The organism is Streptomyces sp. GD-15H (assembly GCF_045291515.1).
Lineage (GTDB): Bacteria > Actinomycetota > Actinomycetes > Streptomycetales > Streptomycetaceae > Streptomyces.
In genome coordinates this window covers 5,694,936-5,712,944 of sequence record NZ_CP149447.1, presented here as the reverse complement: position 1 = coordinate 5,712,944, position 18,009 = coordinate 5,694,936, and the positions used below count along the sequence as shown (strand labels likewise).

Below are 18,009 nucleotides of genomic sequence, written 5' to 3'. Positions count from 1 at the left end.
CGGCAGCCACAGACGGTCTCCTCATCGAGTCTTCGAGTCGGCTTCGGCGGGCCGCTCGGTCGGGTTCCTCGCAGCCCCTACCCAGAGGACGCGAGACCAGACGCGCCCATGCGCACAACGTGCTCCTGCTCACATTCTGTTTCCGTTCCCACGTTCCACACTGGGACAAACCTGCCACAACGGCCTCTCCCGTTGGCAGGCGGGGCGCAGAATGAGAGGCTCCGTGTGCTGCGTGTTCTGCGTGTCTCTCTGTGTGTCTCGGTCTGTCTCCGTCTCCTCAAGGAGGAGCCTTGCAACTGCGGCGTGGGAAGAGGGCGGCCGCCCTCGCGTTCGCCGTCGTCGCCGGAACCCTGGGCGCCGCACCCGCCTCCGTGGCGGCGCCGTCCGTTCCCGGGACGACCACGTCTCCCGTACCCGACCGGGCCGAGACGGACCTGGCCGTCTGGCCCCGTCCCCAGTCCCTGCGCGCGAACGGCGCCCCGGTCGAGGTGACCGACGAGGTCGCCCTGACCGCCGACGCGACGGCCGACGCCCATGCCCTCGACGCCCTGCGCGCGCTGCTGCGGGAGGCCGGGGCGCGCCGGTTCACCGCCCCCGGCGAACAGGCGCCCGCGGGGGCGCTCGTGGTGCGGGTGGGCGCGCAGCGGCCGACGAGCGACCCCCGGCACTCCCTCCCGTCCGGCGGCTACACGCTGACCGTCGGCGACGGCACCGTCGCCCTGACCGGCGCGGACGAGGACGGTCTGTTCCACGGTGTCCAGACGCTGCGTCAGCTCCTGCGCCCGGACGGTGCCTTCGCCGCGGTCGTCGTGCGCGACTGGCCGGGCACGGCGGTGCGCGGGATCACCGAGGGCTTCTACGGCACCCCGTGGACGCACGAACAGCGTCTCGCCCAGCTGAACTTCATGGGCCGGACCAAGCAGAACCGGTACCTGTACGCGCCCGGTGACGACCTGTACCGCCAGGCCCGCTGGCGCGAGCCGTACCCGGACCGGCGGCGCGCGGAGTTCCGGGAGCTGGCCGAGCGGGCCCGGGGCAACCACGTCACGCTCGGCTGGGCGGTGGCGCCCGGCCAGGCCATGTGCTTCGCCTCGGACGACGACCTGCGCGCGCTGACGCGCAAGCTGGACGCGATGTGGGCGCTGGGCTTCCGCGCCTTCCAACTGCAGTTCCAGGACGTCAGCTACAGCGAGTGGCACTGCCGTGCGGACGCCGACCGCTTCGGTTCCGGACCCGACGCGGCCGCGCGCGCCCAGGCGTACGTGGCGAACGAGGTGGCCCGGCACCTGGCGAACCGTCACCCCGGCTCCGTCGCGCTGTCGTTGATGCCGACCGAGTACTACGAGGACGGGTCGACCGCGTACCGGCGGGCCCTCTCGCACGCTCTGGACTCGGATGTCGAGGTGGCGTGGACCGGCGTCGGGGTGGTGCCGCGCACCATTTCGGGCGGCGATCTGGCGAAGGCGCGGGAGGTGTTCGGGCGTCCGCTGGTGACCATGGACAACTACCCGGTCAACGACTTCGCCCCCGGCCGGATCTTCCTCGGCCCCTACCAGGGCCGTGAACCCGCCGTCGCCGCCGGCTCGGCGGCCCTGCTCGCCAACGCGATGGAGCAGCCCGAGGCGTCCCGCATCCCGCTGTTCACCGCCGCCGACTTCGCCTGGAACCCGCGCGACTACCGCCCCCAGGAGTCCTGGCGGGCCGCGATCGCCAACCTCGCGGGCGGCGACGCCGCACTCGAGGAGGCCCTGTCCGCGCTGGCGGGCAACGACGCGTCCTCGGTCCTCGGCGCCGAGGAGTCGGCGTACCTGCGCCCGCTGCTGGCGGAGTTCTGGCGGACCCGCCCGAACGCCGGCACGGACGCCGGCCGCGCGGCGGACGACCGGCTGCGCGCGGCCTTCACGGTGCTGCGCGAGCTGCCCGAGCGTCTGTCCGGCACCCCGCGCTCCGCCGCTCTCGCCACCGAGGTCTCCCCCTGGACCGGGCAGTTGGCCCGCTACGGCGAGGCCGGCGGCACCGCGCTGGACATGCTGCGGGCGCAGGAGTCCGGCGACGCGGGCGCCGCCTGGACCGCGTACCGGAAGCTGGGCGAGCAGCGGGCAGGACTGAAGACGGCCCGGGTGACGGTCGGCAAGGGCGTCCTCGACCCGTTCCTGGACCGGGCGCGGGACGCGTACGAGACCTGGGCGGGCATCGACCACAGGCCGGCCGCCGGGCCGGCGGCAGGACGGAGGACGGTGTCCTGCACCTGCCACGGGTCCGGGACCTGAGCACGGTGACGGTCCTGGCCGAGCCCGGCACGACGGGGACGGCCGAGATCCACGTACCGGGCGCGGGCTGGCGCCGCCTCGGCACGCTCTCCCCGACCGGCGCCACCGAGCTCCGGGCGGACGGCCCGGCCGGCGCCGTGCGGATCACCGGCGCGGACGCCTCCCGGGTCCGGCACGTCGTCCCGTGGTTCACGGACGAGCCCGCCGCCACGCTGAAGCTGCCGGACGCCCCCGCGGACACCGACATCGGCGGGACCCGGCGGCTGACGGCCACCCTCGGTTCGCTGCGCCCCGAGGAGGTGCGCGGCAAGGTGACCGTCGCGGCGCCGAAGGGCGTGGAGGTACGGGTTCCGAAGGAGACCCAGACCGTCCCGCGCGGCACGCCCGTTCAGGTGCCGGTCGAGGTGACGGTGGAGCCGGGGACACCGTCCCGGTCGTACGAGGTCCGGCTCGGCTTCGGCGGGGCGACCCGCACACTCACGGTGAACGCCGTCCCGCGCACCGCCGGCCCCGACCTGGCCCGCACCGGGCGAGCGAGCTCCTCGGCCGACGAGACGCCCGACTTCCCGGCGGCGGCGGCGAACGACGGTGACCCGGGGACCCGTTGGTCGTCCCCGGCCGAGGACGACGCCTGGTGGCAGGTCGAGCTGGAACGCCCGGTGCGGCTCGGGAAGGTCGCGCTGCACTGGCAGGACGCGCACCCGTCGGCGTACCGCGTCGAGGTCTCGGCGGACGGCCGCACCTGGCGCACGGCGGCGTCGGTGCCGGACAGCGGCGGTGGCCGGGAGACCGTCCGCATGGACGAACGCGACGTACGCCACGTCCGCGTCCAGGGCGAGACCCGCGCCACCCGGTACGGCTACTCCCTGTGGTCGGTGGAGGCGTACGCGGTCGCGGACTGAGACGACGGCCCGGTCACGGCCGGCCGGTCGGCGGATCGGCCGGTCGGCGGATCTTTTTCCGCACCCCACTATTCACTCAGTACATATACCGAGTGCATAATGATCGCCATGAGCACCCGTCACGTCCTGCTGGGCCTGCTCGCCTCGGGGCCGAGCCATGGCTACGACCTCAAGCGACGCCACGACGAACGTTTCCCCGAGGCCCGCCCGCTGGCCTACGGGCAGGTCTACACGACCCTGCAACGCCTGGTCCGCGACGGTCTCGCCGAGGTCGACGGCACCGCGTCCGACGGCGGCCCGGAGCGGACGGCGTACCGCACGACGGACGAGGGGACGCGTGAACTTGCCCGCTGGGCCGGGGAGATCGCTCCGCCCGCGCCCTTCGTGACGAACGAGATCTTCGCCAAGGTCGTGGTGTCGATCCTGTCCGGCGGCGACCCGGCCGCGTATCTGCGCGCCCAACGCGCCGCCCACATGCGGCGGATGCGGGAACTCACCGCGGTGAAGTCCGCGGGCGGCGCCGGTCTGGCGACCGTGCTCTCGGCGGACTACGCCCTCAACCACCTTGATGCCGACCTCCGTTGGATGACCACCACGGCGGCCCGGCTCACCACCCTGACCGCGGAGGTCGACGCAACGTGAGCGACAGGAACACAGGAGGACCGTCGACGGAACCGCTGCTCGCGGCCCGCGGCCTGGTCAAGGCGCACGGCAGGACGCAGGCCCTGCGCGGCGCCTCCGTCGAGCTGCACGCCGGCGAGATCCTCGCGGTGACCGGCGCCAGCGGCAGCGGCAAGTCGACGCTGCTGCACTGCCTCGCCGGGATCGTCCGCCCCGACGCCGGCTCGGTGACGTATGCGGGGCTGCGGCTGGAGGAGCTGCCGGAGAAGCGGCTGAGCGAGCTGCGCCGCACCGACTTCGGGGTGGTGTTCCAGTTCGGGCAACTCGTACCGGAGCTGACCGCGCTCGACAACGCGGCGCTGCCGCTGATGCTGGCGGGTACCGACCGCGCGGGGGCGCGGGAGCGGGCCGGGGAGTGGCTGGAGCGGTTCGGGGTGCGCGGGCAGGGGGACCTGCGGCCGGGCGAGATGAGCGGCGGGCAGGCCCAACGGGCCGCGCTGGCAAGGGCCCTGGTCACCGGCCCGAAGGCGGTCTTCGCCGACGAGCCGACCGGCGCCCTGGACTCGCTCGCGGGCGAGCAGGTGATGACAGCCCTGGCCCACACGGCCCGCGAGGCGGGCACGGCGGTCCTGCTGATCACGCACGACGCCCAGGTGGCCGCGTACGCGGACCGCGAGGTGCAGCTGCGCGACGGGACCGTGACCCCGCTGGAGGTGACCGCGTGAGCACCTCGCCCTCCGTCCCCTCCGCCCCTCCCGTCCCCTCCCCGCGCTCCGATCTGCGGCTGGCCTGGCAGCTCACCCGCGGGTCCGACCGGCGGGAGTGGTGGCGGATCATGCTCACCGCGACGGGCGCGGCGCTCGCGACCGGGTTCGCGCTCGCCGCCGGGATCCTGCTGTCCCTGGGCAACGGCTCCTACGGCGTGTCCGTCGCCGAGGGCCTGCTCGACGCGCCCGGAACGCGCGCCGGGGTGGTCTTCGGCCTGCTTCTCCTGCTGATTCCGGTGCTCGGGTTCCTCGGGCAGTGCGCTCGGGTCGGGGCCGTGCACCGGGACCGGCGGCTGGCCGGACTGCGGCTGGCCGGGGCGACACCGTGGCAGGTGCGGCGGATCGCCGCGCTGGAGACCGGACTCGCCTGCCTGCTCGGTTCGGCGGTGGCGACCGTCTTCTCGGTGCTGCTCCTGCTGCGCCTGTGGGACCGGCCGACCGTGCTCACCTGGGTGGCGGTCGTCCTGGTCGCCGTGGCCGTGCCCGTGCTGGGCGCGGTGGCGAGCGTGCTGGCGCTGCGCCGCGTGGTGGCCTCGCCACTGGGCCGGGTGCGCCGCGTGACGGGTGTCCGTTCGGCCCGAGGACCGGGCAGGCTGTTCCTGGGCTCGGCGGCCCTGGTGACGGCGGTGGGTGTGCTGACCGCGGTGTCCGCGAACGGGCCGCCCGGCCGGGCGGACTGGCAGAAACCGTTGACGTTCTTCGCCGCGTTGCTCGCGGTCGGCGCGGGCGCGGTGTGGCTGGCCGGGGCCTCCTCCCGGTTCGTGGGGCGGGTGCTCGCGGTCCGGGCCCGGTCGGCGGCGGTGCTGATCGCGGCGGAGCGGCTGCGCGCCGACCCGTGGGCACCGGCCCGTACGCATGCGGCGGTACTGCTGGTGACGGTCGTCGGGACCGCGTTCATGGGGGTGCGCCACTCGATGCTCGCCTCACTGCGCGAAGCGGAGCACCTGGCCGCCGACATGTCGTACTACACGACGGGCCTGAACCTGACCGCCACGGCGATCACCGTGGCCCTGCTGATCACCCTGAGCGGTCTCGCCGTCGGCACCGCCGAGTCGCTGGCCACCCGTCGGCGGGGGCTGTCCGCGCAGGTCGCGGCCGGCGTACCGCGCTCGGTGCTGAACCGGGCGCTGCTCCTGGAGACCGCGCTCCCCCTGGCACCGGCCCTGCTCCTGGCGGGCCTGGGCGGCATGGCGGCCGGCACCGCCTACGGCACCCTGACTGCCACCCCGTCCCTCCCCTGGGCCGCCCTGCTGGTCCCCCCGACGGCCTACACCGCCTGCCTCCTGGCCTCGGCAACGGCCCTCCCCCTCCTCCACCGCTCGACCCACCCGGCAGAGCTGCGCTACGCCTGACCGACGCTCGCCCACCCGAACACGGCCGACCCCGGGGAGCGGGGGGTTTCCCAGGGTCGGCCGGGTCACGGCCGTCGCGCCCGGAAGCGGGCCGGGACCGTGCGAGCCCCATGGCGTTCCACCGGGGCCGGCTTGTCCGCGCCGTCACTGCTGCGGGTTGTGCAGGTCCAGTGCGTTGCCGAGGCGAGTGCACGATGTCTTGTCCCCTCGTATGGCGGAAACCCGGATGCGTTCACCGGGCAGCAGGACGAGAAGCGTCAAGGGGACGATCACGCCTCGTCCGGAGAATGTCGATGTCTCGGGAGAGACCGGTGAGAGGCGTTCGATCTCGATGAGGTCCACCTCGCTGCTCACCAGGAGGGCCCAGAAGCGTACGAGTTCCCCTCCGTCGCCGTTCGGGTCGCGCCCGGTGTGGACCAGGGATTCCGACTCGGAGAGCACGGACATCGGTACCCCGGCGAGCGCGTCCTCGACGGCGGCGGGGTCCGCCATCTCCACGCCGACGATGCCCCCGCCGAGATGGTCGGGGCGCTCCCAGGCACCGTCCTCGCGTCGCACGGAGTAGTACAGCTCTTCCGCTACGAGACCGTCGTTCCTGCGGTGCAGGAGGAGAACGAAGCCGAGGTCGCCGCTGATCCGGACATCGGCGACGACGGGAGCGCCAGGGGAGATGGTCAGGTGGTCTGTCGTCACCCGGGCAATCGTTGAACACCCTTGACGGAGGGCCTCTTCGGCGACGTCGGCCATGGGTTCTCTCACGATCCCCTCGCTTTCTCGTTCGCCGTCTTCCCACCCGACTCGACGCGCGGGATTCGCTGTATCGCTCGCGGGGAGTTGCGGGTGTGGCGCGCCGTGGGTGCGCGCCACACCGTCTGGACAGTCGGGTGTCATGTCCGCCGGGCGAGACCGAGTTGGCCGCCTCACCGAACACGCCCGGGTACTGGAAGGACGCCGACGCCCGCCGGTACACGCTGCCGCCGAGCTCGCCTCCGGTGTACGACGCGGGTGTCGAGTCGGGTGGGAAGACGGTGGTGGCATCGGTCTGCCCCCAGGCTCCCACATCGTTCGCTCCCCTCCCGTACGGGGCGTTGGCCCCCGGGAGCGGAACCAGCCCCGTCGACGGGTGCAGTGATCTTCCTCGTTCGGACCGGCCTGGCCGCCGTGCCACACATGGCCGGTTCTCGATCTGCCTGCGCCTGGCGCGTCGACCCGGTCGTACAACCTTCACCTGGTCGCGGGAGTCTCCTGTCCGACCGTCCGTTCGGGTGGTCGTTTCCCACCTTGCTTCTCCTTGACGAAGAAGGAACCCACCGACTGACATGCGCACTCCACGTCACTTCTGGAAGACGGCTGCCGTCGTCGCGGCCGGACTGTCCGGAGCACTCGTCCTGCAGGGCATGACGACGGGTCAGCAGACCGACAGCGACCCCTCCGACGGCGCACCGGGAGCCGTCACCAGCAAGGCGGAGACGACCGGACTGCGGATGTCCGGGGACGGCACCTCCGCCTCGCTGAACAAACAGGACACCGGACCGTTCAGCATGCTCGGCGTGACCTGGTCCGACCCGTCCGCCCGCGTCGGCGGCACGGTCGAGGTCCGCACCCGGCAGGCCGGTACGCAGACCTGGTCGCGGTGGCTGAGGCTGGACGGCGACAGCGGTCAGGGCGAGAGCGGTGCCCTGCGCGGCGGCACCGAACCGGCCTGGGTCGGCCCGTCCGACGGTGTCGAGGTACGCGTCGACGGCAAGGGCACCACGCGGCTGCCGAAGGGCCTGCGCCTGGACATGGTCGACCCCGGCAGCGGCGAGGTCACGGCGCTGGAGCCGGCGGCGTACGCGGCCGAGGAGAGCGAAACGCCCGACCCCTCGGCCTCCGATCCGGACACCGAGCCCGGCACGGACCCGGGAACGGAGCCCGGCACGGACCCGGGCACCGCTCCGCAGCCGGGCGAGACCCTGTCCGAGAGCCCCACCGCCGAGCCGACGGTGCCCGCGCCGTCCCCCTCCGACCCCTCCGGCCCCTCGGAGCCCTCGGAGCCGGAACCCTCGGTGTCCGAGCCGTCCGTCTCCTCCTCGCCCACCGCCTCACCCAGCCCCTCGGTGAGCGTTCCGCCCGCGCCGCCGTCCACCGCGCCGCGCCCGCCGGTCACCGACCGCGCCGGCTGGGGTGCGGACGAGTCGATCAGCCCGGAGGAGCCCGGCTATCTGCCCGGCGGCCGGGTCAAGGCGGTCGTGGTGCACCACACCGCCGAGTCCAACGACTACACCTGCGCCCAGGGCCCGGCCGTGGTGCGCGGCATCTACGCGTACCACGTCAAGCAACTCGGCTGGAAAGACCTGGGCTACAACTTCCTGGTCGACAAGTGCGGCACGGTCTACGAGGGCCGCAAGGGCGGGACGGACCGGCCGGTGATGGGCGCCCACGCCTACGGCTTCAACGCCGAGACCACCGGCATCTCCGTCCTCGGCACCCACACCTCCACCGCGCCCTCCACGGCGGCCATGACCTCCGTGGCCCGCATCGCCGCCTGGAAGCTCGGCCAGTACGGCGTCAACCCCACCGGCACCGCCACCCTCACCGCGGGCGACAGCGGACGCAGCTACTACGGGAAGACCTGGGCCAAGGGCGCCCAACTGGCCCTGCCCGCGATCCACGGCCACCGCGACGGCTACAACACCCAGTGCCCCGGCGACGCCTTCTACAACAAGCTCGCCACCGTCCGCACCTGGGCGGGCGGCCCCGTCTCCGGCCTCACCCTGAAGTCGGTCACGGGCGCCGGGTCGTCCGGATCGACGACCTACACCAAGAGCGCGGTGACCGTGAACTGGTCGGCCACCACCCCGGCCGCCCTCATCGCGAAGTACGAACTGCTGGTGGACGGCAAGGTCGCCGCCACCACCCCCGGAACCGCCACCTCCGCCAAGGCCACCCTGACCGCCGGCACCCACAAGGTGGCCGTCCGCGCCGTCCACCAGTCCGGCAGGACGGCGACGACGGCGGCCGCGACCGTCGTCGCCGAGACCACCGCCCCCGCCTTCACCACCAAGCCGAACCTGGCCCTGCGCACCGGCACCGTCAACACCGCAGCCGTCCCCCTCACCCTGAAGTGGAAGGCCACCGACGGCGCCGCGCTGAAGGAGGTCCGGCTCACCGCCCCGACAACGAAGACCTACGGACCCACGGTCACCAGCGCCAAACACACCGCCAAGTCCGCCACCGCCACCACCTGGTCGATGAAGGCCTACGACCAGGCCGGCAACACCGCCACCGCGTCGGTCGCCGGCACCCCGGTCATCCTCCAGGAGAGCTCCGCCACGAAGTCCGGGAAGTGGACGACCAAGTCCTCCGCCAGCTACCTCGGCGGCAAGTCGTACACCAGCTCCGCCAAGAACGCCTCCCTGACCTGGACGTTCACCGGCCGTTCCGTCGCCTGGGTCGCCTCCCGGGCCGCCACCTCCGGCCAGGCGCACATCTACGTCGACGGCACGAAGCTCACCACCGTGGACCTGAAGTCGTCCACCACCAAGTACCGCGACGCGCTCTGGACCAAGACGTGGAGCACGAGCGCCAAGCACACCGTCAAGATCGTCGTCGTCGGCACCAGCGGCCGCCCGACCATCACCACCGACGGCCTCGTCTACCTCAAGTAAAGGCCGTCCGTCTCCGGCGGACCACGCCGGCCCGGGCCCGTCCGCGCACACGCGGACGGGCCCCGGCCTGTTCGAGCGCGCACCGCGGGACGGAGACCGTGACGATCGCGCTGCGCGAGGGGCCCCGGAGTGAGTCCGCACACCGCCGCGACGGACCCTTGAGCGGTCAGCCCAGCGACGCGGTGAATTCCGCCCAGGTCGCCGCGGTGAGACGGAGTATCGGACCGTCGGGATCCTTGGAGTCGCGCACGGCCACGACGTGCGGAACGTCGAGGGCGACCTCCACGCATTCGCCGCTGCCGCTGCTGTAGCTGGACTTCACGAAGTCAAAACCATTCATCACTGCGTGTCCTCGCTGATGCTTTCGATCAGTCTGAGCGAGTCCCTGGGTGCCAGGCTCAGTCGTGCGGTACGGTCGAAGAAAGCGCTGTATGTGGCACTTTCGACGCCGTCCTCGACCCACACGGTAGCCGCGATGGTGTCGACGTGGACCACGTCCACGGCCTCGGGCTCGGCGAACGAGACGATGCTGAAGGCTCCGGCCATACAGGCGTGTCCTCCCGCACGGAACGGCAGCACCTGAAGCCGTACGTTGGGGAGTTGAGCCAACTCCAGGATGCGGTGAAGCTGTGCGCGCATCACGCCCGGTCCGCCGACCTGCTGCCGTAGAGCGGCCTCCCAGATGACCGCGTACAACTGGATTGGTTCGCTTCCCTCGAGACGTTCCTGGCGTTTCATGCGGACCTCGACGACACCTTCGATCTCGTCCGGATCCGACCAGACACCCTCGCTGACCACCAACGCCCTCGTGTACTCGGGCGTTTGCAACAAGCCAGGCACGAAGGCCTGTTGCCAGGTGCGTACCTGACTGGCCACATCCTCCATGGAGATGTACTCCGCCACCGCCTCGGCTTGCGGTGACTGCCTCCACCACCCCTTCGCCTTACGGCGCTCCCGGTCCAGCCGAGCAAGTCCGAGCAGCCGGTTGACGATTCTGTCGTCGCGCACCCCGTAGAACTCACAGAGCACACGGATGTCCGGGTCACGCATGGGAACCCAGCCGCGTTCCATCTTCACCACCTTCGTCCCGGTCGCGGAGATGGCCCCGGCAGCCTGCTGCTGCGTCTTGCCCGAGGCGTCACGCAGACGCAGCAGTTCGGCACCCAGCTTGCGACCCAGGACTGTCGAGATCCGGTTTCCTGCGGCTTGAGTCGATCGCATCACGGTCACAGTGTGTCTCCAACCCGCAACCGAGTCGAACTCTGGGGAATAACTTCCCCAGATAGATTGCTTCCGGATGGCCATTTCCACTACGTTCGGTGCCCAGCCGCTCACTCTGCGGTCCCGTCCTCGGCGGAAGTGCACCGCCCTGCCCCCGCGCAGGTGCGGCAGAGACACCGCCGCCCGCACCAGGAGGCGCGCCCCGTGCCCGTACCCGAACCCTGCGCCGCACCCGGCCCCGGCTCCCCGTCCGAACCGGTCGTCCACGAGGACCTCCTCGACTACACCCCCACCCAGCGCAGCGTCCCGTTCGCCCGGCGCAGAGCGGCGCGGCTCGTCACCGAATGGGGGCAGCCGGGTCTGGCCGGGGACATCGCCCTCGTCGTGTCGGAGTTGCTGACCAACGCCCTGCTGCACGGCAGCGTCCCGGGCCGGCTCGTCCGCGTACGCGTCACCCTCGGTCCGCACACCCTGCGGGTCGAAGTGAGCGACCCGCGTGGTGAAAGGCTGCCGAGCCCGCGCCCGGCCGGGGGCTCCACCGACCAGTTCGGGCGCGGGCTCCTCCTGGTCGGCGCACTGACCACGCGATGGGGCTGGGAACCGCGGACCGTGGGCAAGACGGTGTACGCCGAGTGGGATGTCCCCGAGCCCCGCAAAGCCCTGCGGACTCCCACGGGAACGGGGGAGACCGCGTGACCGGAACCGGCGGAACGGGTCCGGCCGCCCCATCACCCCACCCGACGCACGGCAGGCACCGGGCCGGTGCGAAGGTCCGGGGCCTGCCGGTCAGGCGGAGATGCCGTCCACGTGGGTCAGGCCGTCGATGCGGGCCAGCGCGTCGTCCGCGCCGTACGGCTGGAGGTACGGCAGCCAGCGCGGGTCGCGGTGGCCGGTGCCGATGATGCGCCAGGCCAGGCCGGTGGGCGGGGCCGGTTTGTGGCGCAGCCGCCAGCCCAGCTCGAACAGGTGCCGGTCGGCCTTCACGTGGTTGCAGCGGCGGCAGGAGGCCACCACGTTGTCCCAGACGTGCTTGCCCCCGCGGCTGCGCGGGACGACGTGGTCGACGCTGGTTGCGACGCCACCGCAGTACATGCACCGGCCCCCGTCGCGGGCGAACAGCGCGCGGCGAGTCAGTGGAACGGGCCCCCGGTAGGGAACCCGCACGAAGCGTTTGAGCCGGACCACGCTGGGTGCGGGGACTGTGACGGTCGCGCTGTGCAGGTAGGCGCCGGACTCCTCGAGGCACACGGCCTTGTTCTCGAGGACGAGGACGAGCGCGCGGCGGAGCGGTACGACGCCGAGCGGCTCGTACGACGCGTTGAGAACCAGGACATGCGGCACGGATGCCTCCTTGTACGCCGGCGACGCGTGGCTCGCGCCGGGACGATCCGTAGCCAGTCTCCCCTCATGCCTGGTGGAAGCGCCACCATGTCCCGGTAACGGGCTGAAAGTGTTTTCGACCACACCCGCTCCGGCCTCCGGGTTCTCGGCCTGTTCCGGCCCGGGTGAGAGGCGTCTCTTCTTCACGTATCGCGCCAACCCCTCCACAATGCCCCGTTAGTGTGGTGCTTCTGCCCGCACCGGTGACCTTGTCGTGACCTTGAAGACCTTGACCGCAGCGCCCGGGGCAGAACCTGCACCTGGAGGTACCTGCCGTGTCCTTGCCCGCCGTCCTACTGGCCGAGGAGTCGTCGCCGACGCCCTCGGATTCCGGGACCCCGATGGTGCCCAGCCTCGAGGACGCCCACGAGAGCGCCACCAACGCCGCCGGCTGGGTGGAGGAGAACTGGTCGACGTGGCTCGCGATCGGCCTCAGGGTCCTGCTCATCGTGGTGATCGCCACGGTGCTGAGAGTGGTCGTGCGGCGGGCGATCACCAAGCTCGTCGACCGGATGTCCCGGACCGGTACGGCCGTGGACGGCACCGGCATCGGCGGTCTGCTGGTCAACGCCGAGCGGCGGCGCCAACGCTCGCAGGCGATCGGCTCGGTGCTGCGTTCGGTCGCGTCGTTCGTGATCCTGGGCACGGCCGCGCTGATGGTCCTGGGCACGTTCCAGATCAATCTGGCCCCGCTGCTGGCCTCGGCCGGTGTCGCCGGTGTCGCGATCGGCTTCGGCGCCCGCAACCTGGTCACGGACTTCCTCTCCGGCGTGTTCATGATCCTCGAGGACCAGTACGGCGTCGGTGACACCGTCGACGCGGGCGTCGCCACCGGCGAGGTCATCGAGGTCGGCCTGCGGGTGACCAAGCTGCGCGGCGACCACGGCGAGATCTGGTACGTCCGCAACGGCGAGGTCAAGCGCATAGGCAACCTCTCCCAGGGCTGGGCGACCGCCAACGTCGACGTCACGGTCCGCGCGGACGAGGACCTCGACCAGGTGAAGGCCGCGCTCGTCGCCGTCGCCGAGAGGATGGGCAAGGAGGAGCCCTGGAACGAGCTCCTGTGGAGCTCCATCGAGGTCCTCGGCCTCGACTCCGTCCTGCTCGACTCGATGGTGGTCCGGGTCTCGGCGAAGACCATGCCCGGCAAGTCCCTGACCGTGGAGCGCGAGCTGCGCTGGCGCATCAAGCGGGCCTTCGACGCGGCCGGCATCCGCATCGTCGGCGGCGCCACGGCCCCGGTGGAGAGGGAGGGCCCCGATCCGGCGGCGGCCGTCGCGCCCCCGTCCGCCTACGCGAGCAGCGTCTCGCCGCAGTCCCTCGCGGCGTCCCCGTTGACCCCGCCGAGCACCGCGAAGTAGGCCGGCGGCGGAGAAGAGCGCAGGGAAGAACACGGCGGAGGGCGGCATCCGGGAGTTCCGGGTGCCGCCCTCCGCCATGCCCGCGCCCACTCTGGCCATGACGCCCGTGGTCCTGATATGCCTCTCGCCTAGAAGGCGTTCGCCGAGGGTGTCACGCCCACCGGAGCAGAAGCAGAGAGTTGACGGCAATGAAACTCACCGTGGTCGGGGGCGGTTCGACCTACACGCCCGAACTCATCGACGGCTTCGCCCGGTTGCGGGACACCCTGCCCGTCGAGGAGCTGGTCCTGGTCGATCCGGCCGCGGACCGGCTGGAGTTGGTGGGCGGGCTGGCCCGCCGCATCTTCGCCCGGCAGGGACATCCGGGCCGTGTCGTCACCACCTCCGACCTGGACGCGGCCGTGGACGGCGCCGACGCGGTGCTGCTCCAGTTGCGGGTGGGCGGTCAGGCGGCCCGGCAGCAGGACGAGACCTGGCCGCTGGAGTGCGGCTGCGTCGGCCAGGAGACCACCGGTGCCGGCGGCCTCGCCAAGGCGCTGCGCACGGTCCCGGTGGTGCTCGACATCGCCGACCGGGTCCGGCGGAGCAATCCCGACGCCTGGATCATCGACTTCACCAACCCCGTCGGCATCGTCACCCGGGCGCTGCTACGGGCCGGGCACCGGGCGGTGGGGCTGTGCAACGTCGCCATCGGCCTCCAGCGCAAGTTCGCCGCCCGCCTCGGCACCGACCCCGCCGATCTCCACCTCGACCACGTGGGCCTGAACCACCTCACCTGGGAGACCGCGGTGCGCCGGGGCGGCCCCGACGGCGAGGACGTCCTGCCCGCCCTGCTGCAAGGCCACGGCGACGCCGTCGCCGCGGACCTCCGGCTGCCCCGGGCCGTCCTGGACCGGCTGGGCGTGGTCCCCTCGTACTACCTGCGCTACTACTACGCCCACGACGAGGTCGTACGGGAACTGCGCACCAAGCCGTCCCGGGCCGCCGAGGTGGCCGACATGGAACGCCGGCTGCTCGACCTCTACGCCGACCCCGCCCTCGACGAGAAGCCGGCCCTGCTGGCCAAGCGCGGCGGCGCCTACTACTCCGAGGCGGCCGTGGACCTGGCGGCGGCCCTGCTGCACGGCGCCGGCAGCCCGTACCAGGTGGTGAACACCCGAAACGGCGGCACGCTCCCCTTCCTCCCCGAGGACGCGGTGATCGAGGTCCAGGCCGCCGTGGGCCCCAAGGGCGCGAGCCCGCTGCCCGTGCCCCGCGTGGACCCCCTCTTCGCGGGCCTGATGGCGCACGTCACCGCCTACGAGGACCTCGCCCTCGAAGCGGCCCTGCACGGCACCCGCGAGCGGGTCTTCCGCGCCCTCCTCGCCCACCCGCTGATCGGCCAGTACGAGTACGCCGAGCGGCTCACCGACCAGCTCGTCGCACACAACCGGGAGTACCTGACGTGGGCGTGACCGCGGGCGTCCTCGCCGTCGACGCCGGCAACAGCAAGACGGACGTCGCCGTGGTCGACCGGCACGGCGAGGTCCTGGCCACGGCCCGCGGCGCCGGTTTCCGGCCGCCCGCCGTCGGCGTGACACCGGCGGTGGACGCCCTCGCCGAGGCCGTCGCCACCGCCCTCACCTCCGCCGGCGTCACCACCGTCTCCCACGTCTCGGCCTGTCTGGCCAACGCCGACCTCCCCGTGGAGGAGGAGCGGTTGACGGCGGCCCTGACGGCACGCGGCTGGGGCACCACCGTGCAGGTCCGCAACGACACGTTCGCGATCCTGCGCGCCGGGGTCACCGAACCCCGCGGGGTCGCCGTCGTCTGCGGCGCGGGCATCAACTGCGTCGGCATGCGCCCCGACGGCCGTACCGCCCGCTTCCCGGCGCTCGGCCGCCTCTCCGGTGACTGGGGCGGCGGTTGGGCCCTGGCCGAGGAGGCCCTGTGGCACGCGGCCCGCGCCCAGGACGGCCGCGGCGCCGCCACCGCCCTCGCCGACACCCTCCCGGCCCACTTCGGCCTGCCCGGCATGCCGGCCCTCATCGAGGCCCTGCACCTGGGGCACCTCCCGGCGGCCCGCCGCCACGAACTCGCGCCGGTCCTGTTCGCCACGGCGGCCGAGGGCGACGCGGTGGCCGGTGCGATCGTCGACCGCCAGGCCGACGAGGTGGTGGCGATGGCCGTCGTGGCGCTGAACCGCCTGGACCTGCTCTCCGAGGAGACACCCGTCCTCCTGGGCGGCAGCGTCCTGGCCGCCCGGCATCCCCGGCTCGACGGCAGGATCCGCGCCCTGCTCGCCGACCGCGCCCCGAAGGCCGTCCCCCGGGTCGTGACCGCCGGCCCGGTCCTGGGCGCGGCCCTGCTGGGCCTGGACCGCCTGGCGGCCCCGCCGGAGGCCCACGCCCGGCTGAGAGCCCACTACGAGCGGCGTTAGGACCGGTCGCCGTGCCCGCATCACGCCGGTCCCGGGCCCCGCATCACGCCGGTACGGCGCGGCCCGGCATGCCTCGCCCTCGCCGGGTGGGCACCGTCCGTTTCCCCGCCCTGATCCGCCGACCGACCCGAAGGCCGGGCGGCGAGCCTGACGACAGGCACGAGAACCGCCCGGAGAACAGGCCCGGAGGCCCCTGCCGGTCCGGTCGACCGCACACCGGCGGCGGCCCCTCGCGGACGCCCGGAACCAACCGGATTCCACCGGCGTGTTCGTGGGCAGGGGCCGTGCGGGGGGCGGTCCGTGGGGAGTGCCGGGGCGCTGCGGCAGCCGGAATTCCCGGCGGCCGCACGGCAGTCGAACCGACAGACGGAGCACAACCGAACCGACTGTCGGGTCGGCGGACGGTCGGATCGGCAGGTTGTGGGCGGGCCGGACCGGAAGCCGCACCGACTGTCGGATTGGCGGACTGTCGGATCGACAGCCGAACCGGCAGGCGGTTCAAGATCGCGTCAAAGCCGGTACACATGTCGGTCCACGCGGGGATACTTGGCGGGACGGATGACCACGGGGGAGGTCGAGTGACACACACGCCGAGCGGCAGCGCGGCCCCGCCGGGCGGGGCCGCGCCCACCGTGCCCGCCGTGCCCGCCGTACCGCCGCAGTCCGGGCCCGGCGGCGCGCCACCGGGCCCCCGCCGAACACCCGACGGCTCCCGGCTTTCCGCGCCCCGGCCGCCGGAGGCGGTGCGGCGCACGGCGTTCGCCGAAGGCGTCGTCCGCCTGCGCGAGGCCGCCACCACCGAACCCGGCCGCCTGCGGATCATCGGCGCGGTCCTCGCCGCCCTGGTCGTCGCCTTCGGCGCCGTCACCGCCTGGCAGACGGCCGACAGGGCCGCGGCGGCCGACGCCGTCCTCACCAGCAGCCAGCCCCTCACCTCCGACGCCGCCGACATCTACCGCTCCCTCGCGGACGCCAACACCGCGGCCTCCAGCGGCTTCCTGGCCGGCGGTCAGGAGACCGCCGCCTCCCGGGACCGCTACGAGAACGACATCCGTACCGCCGCCGCCAAACTGGTCAACGCCGCGGCCAACTCCGCCCCCGACTCCTCGTCGGCGGCGACGATCGCCGACCTCAACCGGCTGCTGCCCGAGTACAAGGGCCTCGTGGAGCGCGCCCGCACCTACAACCGCCAGGGCTACCCCGTGGGCGGCGCCTATCTGCGGTACGCGAACGAGAAGATGCAGCAGGAGATGCTCCCGGCGGCGGAGGACCTCTACAAGAAGGAGAACCAGCGCCTTCAGGCCGACTACGCGGACGCGACCCCGTACCCGTGGGCGGCCATCGCGCTCGGCACCGTCGCCCTCGCCGCGCTCGCCTGGGCGCAGCGCCGCAGCTACCTGCGTACCCACCGCGTGCTCAACCACGGCCTGGTCGCGGCCACGGCTGCGGGGGCGGTCGTCCTGCTCTGGCTGGTCGTCGGCCACAGCCTCGCCCGCTCGGGGCTGAACTATTCCTACGATCACGGCGTCCGCTCGCTCGAGGTGCTGCACGACGCCCGTATCGCCTCCCTCAAGGCCCGGGGCAACGAGAACCTGACGCTGGTGTCGCGCGGCGCCGAGACGAAGAAGGTCGGCGACGAGACCCACGACGCCTACGACCACGACTTCGCACGCGACATGGGCGCCCTCGGCAAGGGCCTGACCCGGGCCGGGGAACTCGCGGACGACAGCAGTGGCGAGAAGCCGGTCACCGCCGCCGTGAGCAACATGACGGAGTGGAAGAAGCGTCACGAGGCCGCCCGGAAGCAGGACGAGAACGGCAACTACCAGCAGGCGCTGGACCTGGTGATCGGTGGTGAGGGCGCGACCGGCGAGTGCTTCGACGGCGTCGACGCCAGCCTGGCGACCGCGCTCGCGCACGAGGAGGACGAGTTCGAGGAGGCGGCCGAGGCCGGCCGGGACGCGCTGAAGGGACTGCCGGAGGGCGCGGCGGGCCTCGCCGTGCTGGGCGCGGCCGGCGCGGTGCTGGGCATCGGCCGCAGGCTGTCGGAGTACCGGTGAAAGGGG

The 18,009-nt window shown here is 72.8% G+C and carries 13 protein-coding genes and 1 pseudogene; 10 read left to right on the top strand and 4 right to left on the bottom strand.

Annotated elements, in window-relative coordinates:
- The first annotated feature begins 290 nt into the window (after positions 1–290).
- The 4 genes and pseudogenes from WJ438_RS26985 (at position 291) to WJ438_RS26970 (ending at position 5,912) form a co-directional block, all read left to right on the top strand.
- Positions 291–3,172 (top strand): annotated as a pseudogene (locus WJ438_RS26985) (beta-N-acetylglucosaminidase domain-containing protein).
- Between the two features lie 108 nt (positions 3,173–3,280).
- Positions 3,281–3,814, top strand: a complete 534-nt coding sequence (locus tag WJ438_RS26980) for a PadR family transcriptional regulator (RefSeq protein ID WP_406727522.1) — start codon at positions 3,281–3,283, stop codon at positions 3,812–3,814.
- Positions 3,811–4,518 (top strand): ABC transporter ATP-binding protein, encoded by a 708-nt coding sequence (locus tag WJ438_RS26975; protein WP_406727521.1) that lies wholly within the window; start codon positions 3,811–3,813, stop codon positions 4,516–4,518. The genes WJ438_RS26980 and WJ438_RS26975 overlap by 4 nt, the downstream gene beginning before the upstream one ends.
- Entirely contained in the window at positions 4,515–5,912 is a 1,398-nt protein-coding gene (locus tag WJ438_RS26970) for an FtsX-like permease family protein (protein ID WP_406727520.1), read from the top strand. Before WJ438_RS26975 ends, WJ438_RS26970 begins: the two co-directional genes overlap by 4 nt.
- A 144-nt stretch (positions 5,913–6,056) precedes the next feature.
- Here WJ438_RS26970 and WJ438_RS26965 read toward each other — a convergent pair whose 3' ends face one another.
- Complete coding sequence (locus WJ438_RS26965) at positions 6,057–6,605, bottom strand: hypothetical protein (RefSeq protein WP_406727519.1); 549 nt, start codon at positions 6,603–6,605, stop codon at positions 6,057–6,059.
- Between the two features lie 626 nt (positions 6,606–7,231).
- Here WJ438_RS26965 and WJ438_RS26960 point away from each other — a divergent pair.
- On the top strand, positions 7,232–9,562 hold the full coding sequence (locus WJ438_RS26960) for an N-acetylmuramoyl-L-alanine amidase (RefSeq protein ID WP_406727518.1): 2,331 nt from the start codon (positions 7,232–7,234) through the stop codon (positions 9,560–9,562).
- A 166-nt stretch (positions 9,563–9,728) separates the two neighbouring features.
- Here the strand turns inward: WJ438_RS26960 and WJ438_RS26955 are convergent, their stop codons facing one another.
- Together WJ438_RS26955 and WJ438_RS26950 are read right to left on the bottom strand one after the other, a co-directional pair.
- Positions 9,729–9,902 carry a DUF397 domain-containing protein gene (locus tag WJ438_RS26955; RefSeq protein ID WP_406727517.1) on the bottom strand — a complete coding sequence of 58 codons (174 nt, stop codon included), beginning with the start codon at positions 9,900–9,902 and terminating at the stop codon, positions 9,729–9,731.
- Complete coding sequence (locus WJ438_RS26950) at positions 9,902–10,783, bottom strand: helix-turn-helix domain-containing protein (RefSeq protein ID WP_406729822.1); 882 nt, start codon at positions 10,781–10,783, stop codon at positions 9,902–9,904. Before WJ438_RS26950 ends, WJ438_RS26955 begins: the two co-directional genes overlap by 1 nt.
- Positions 10,784–10,987: 204 nt before the next feature.
- Between WJ438_RS26950 and WJ438_RS26945 the strand changes: the two genes are divergently transcribed.
- Complete coding sequence (locus WJ438_RS26945) at positions 10,988–11,479, top strand: ATP-binding protein (RefSeq protein ID WP_406727516.1); 492 nt, start codon at positions 10,988–10,990, stop codon at positions 11,477–11,479.
- 90 nt (positions 11,480–11,569) lie between these two features.
- Here WJ438_RS26945 and WJ438_RS26940 read toward each other — a convergent pair whose 3' ends face one another.
- Positions 11,570–12,124, bottom strand: coding sequence for an HNH endonuclease (locus tag WJ438_RS26940; RefSeq protein ID WP_406727515.1), 555 nt, complete (start codon positions 12,122–12,124; stop codon positions 11,570–11,572).
- A gap of 314 nt (positions 12,125–12,438) precedes the next feature.
- On the opposite strand from WJ438_RS26940, the gene WJ438_RS26935 reads away from it, so the two are divergent.
- The 4 genes from WJ438_RS26935 to WJ438_RS26920 all read left to right on the top strand — a co-directional run bounded on the left by WJ438_RS26935 (position 12,439) and on the right by WJ438_RS26920 (position 18,003).
- Positions 12,439–13,524 (top strand): mechanosensitive ion channel family protein, encoded by a 1,086-nt coding sequence (locus WJ438_RS26935; RefSeq protein ID WP_406727514.1) that lies wholly within the window; start codon positions 12,439–12,441, stop codon positions 13,522–13,524.
- 188 nt (positions 13,525–13,712) lie between these two features.
- Positions 13,713–14,978 (top strand): 6-phospho-beta-glucosidase, encoded by a 1,266-nt coding sequence (locus WJ438_RS26930; protein WP_406727513.1) that lies wholly within the window; start codon positions 13,713–13,715, stop codon positions 14,976–14,978.
- The gene (locus WJ438_RS26925; RefSeq protein WP_406727512.1) at positions 14,969–15,943 is read left to right on the top strand and encodes an N-acetylglucosamine kinase; all 975 of its coding nucleotides are present in this window, start codon (positions 14,969–14,971) and stop codon (positions 15,941–15,943) included. Before WJ438_RS26930 ends, WJ438_RS26925 begins: the two co-directional genes overlap by 10 nt.
- Before the next feature lie 578 nt (positions 15,944–16,521).
- Complete coding sequence (locus WJ438_RS26920; protein ID WP_406727511.1) at positions 16,522–18,003, top strand: hypothetical protein; 1,482 nt, start codon at positions 16,522–16,524, stop codon at positions 18,001–18,003.
- The last annotated feature ends 6 nt before the right edge of the window (positions 18,004–18,009 follow it).

Excerpts from the sequence above, each read along its gene's own strand:
- WJ438_RS26980 (WP_406727522.1), top strand. The coding sequence starts at position 3,281 with ATGAGCACCCGTCACGTCCTGCTGGGCCTGCTCGCCTCGGGGCCGAGC.
- WJ438_RS26960 (WP_406727518.1), top strand. The coding sequence starts at position 7,232 with ATGCGCACTCCACGTCACTTCTGGAAGACGGCTGCCGTCGTCGCGGCC.
- WJ438_RS26955 (WP_406727517.1), bottom strand. The coding sequence starts at position 9,902 with ATGAATGGTTTTGACTTCGTGAAGTCCAGCTACAGCAGCGGCAGCGGC.
- WJ438_RS26950 (WP_406729822.1), bottom strand. The coding sequence starts at position 10,783 with ATGCGATCGACTCAAGCCGCAGGAAACCGGATCTCGACAGTCCTGGGT.
- WJ438_RS26930 (WP_406727513.1), top strand. The coding sequence starts at position 13,713 with ATGAAACTCACCGTGGTCGGGGGCGGTTCGACCTACACGCCCGAACTC.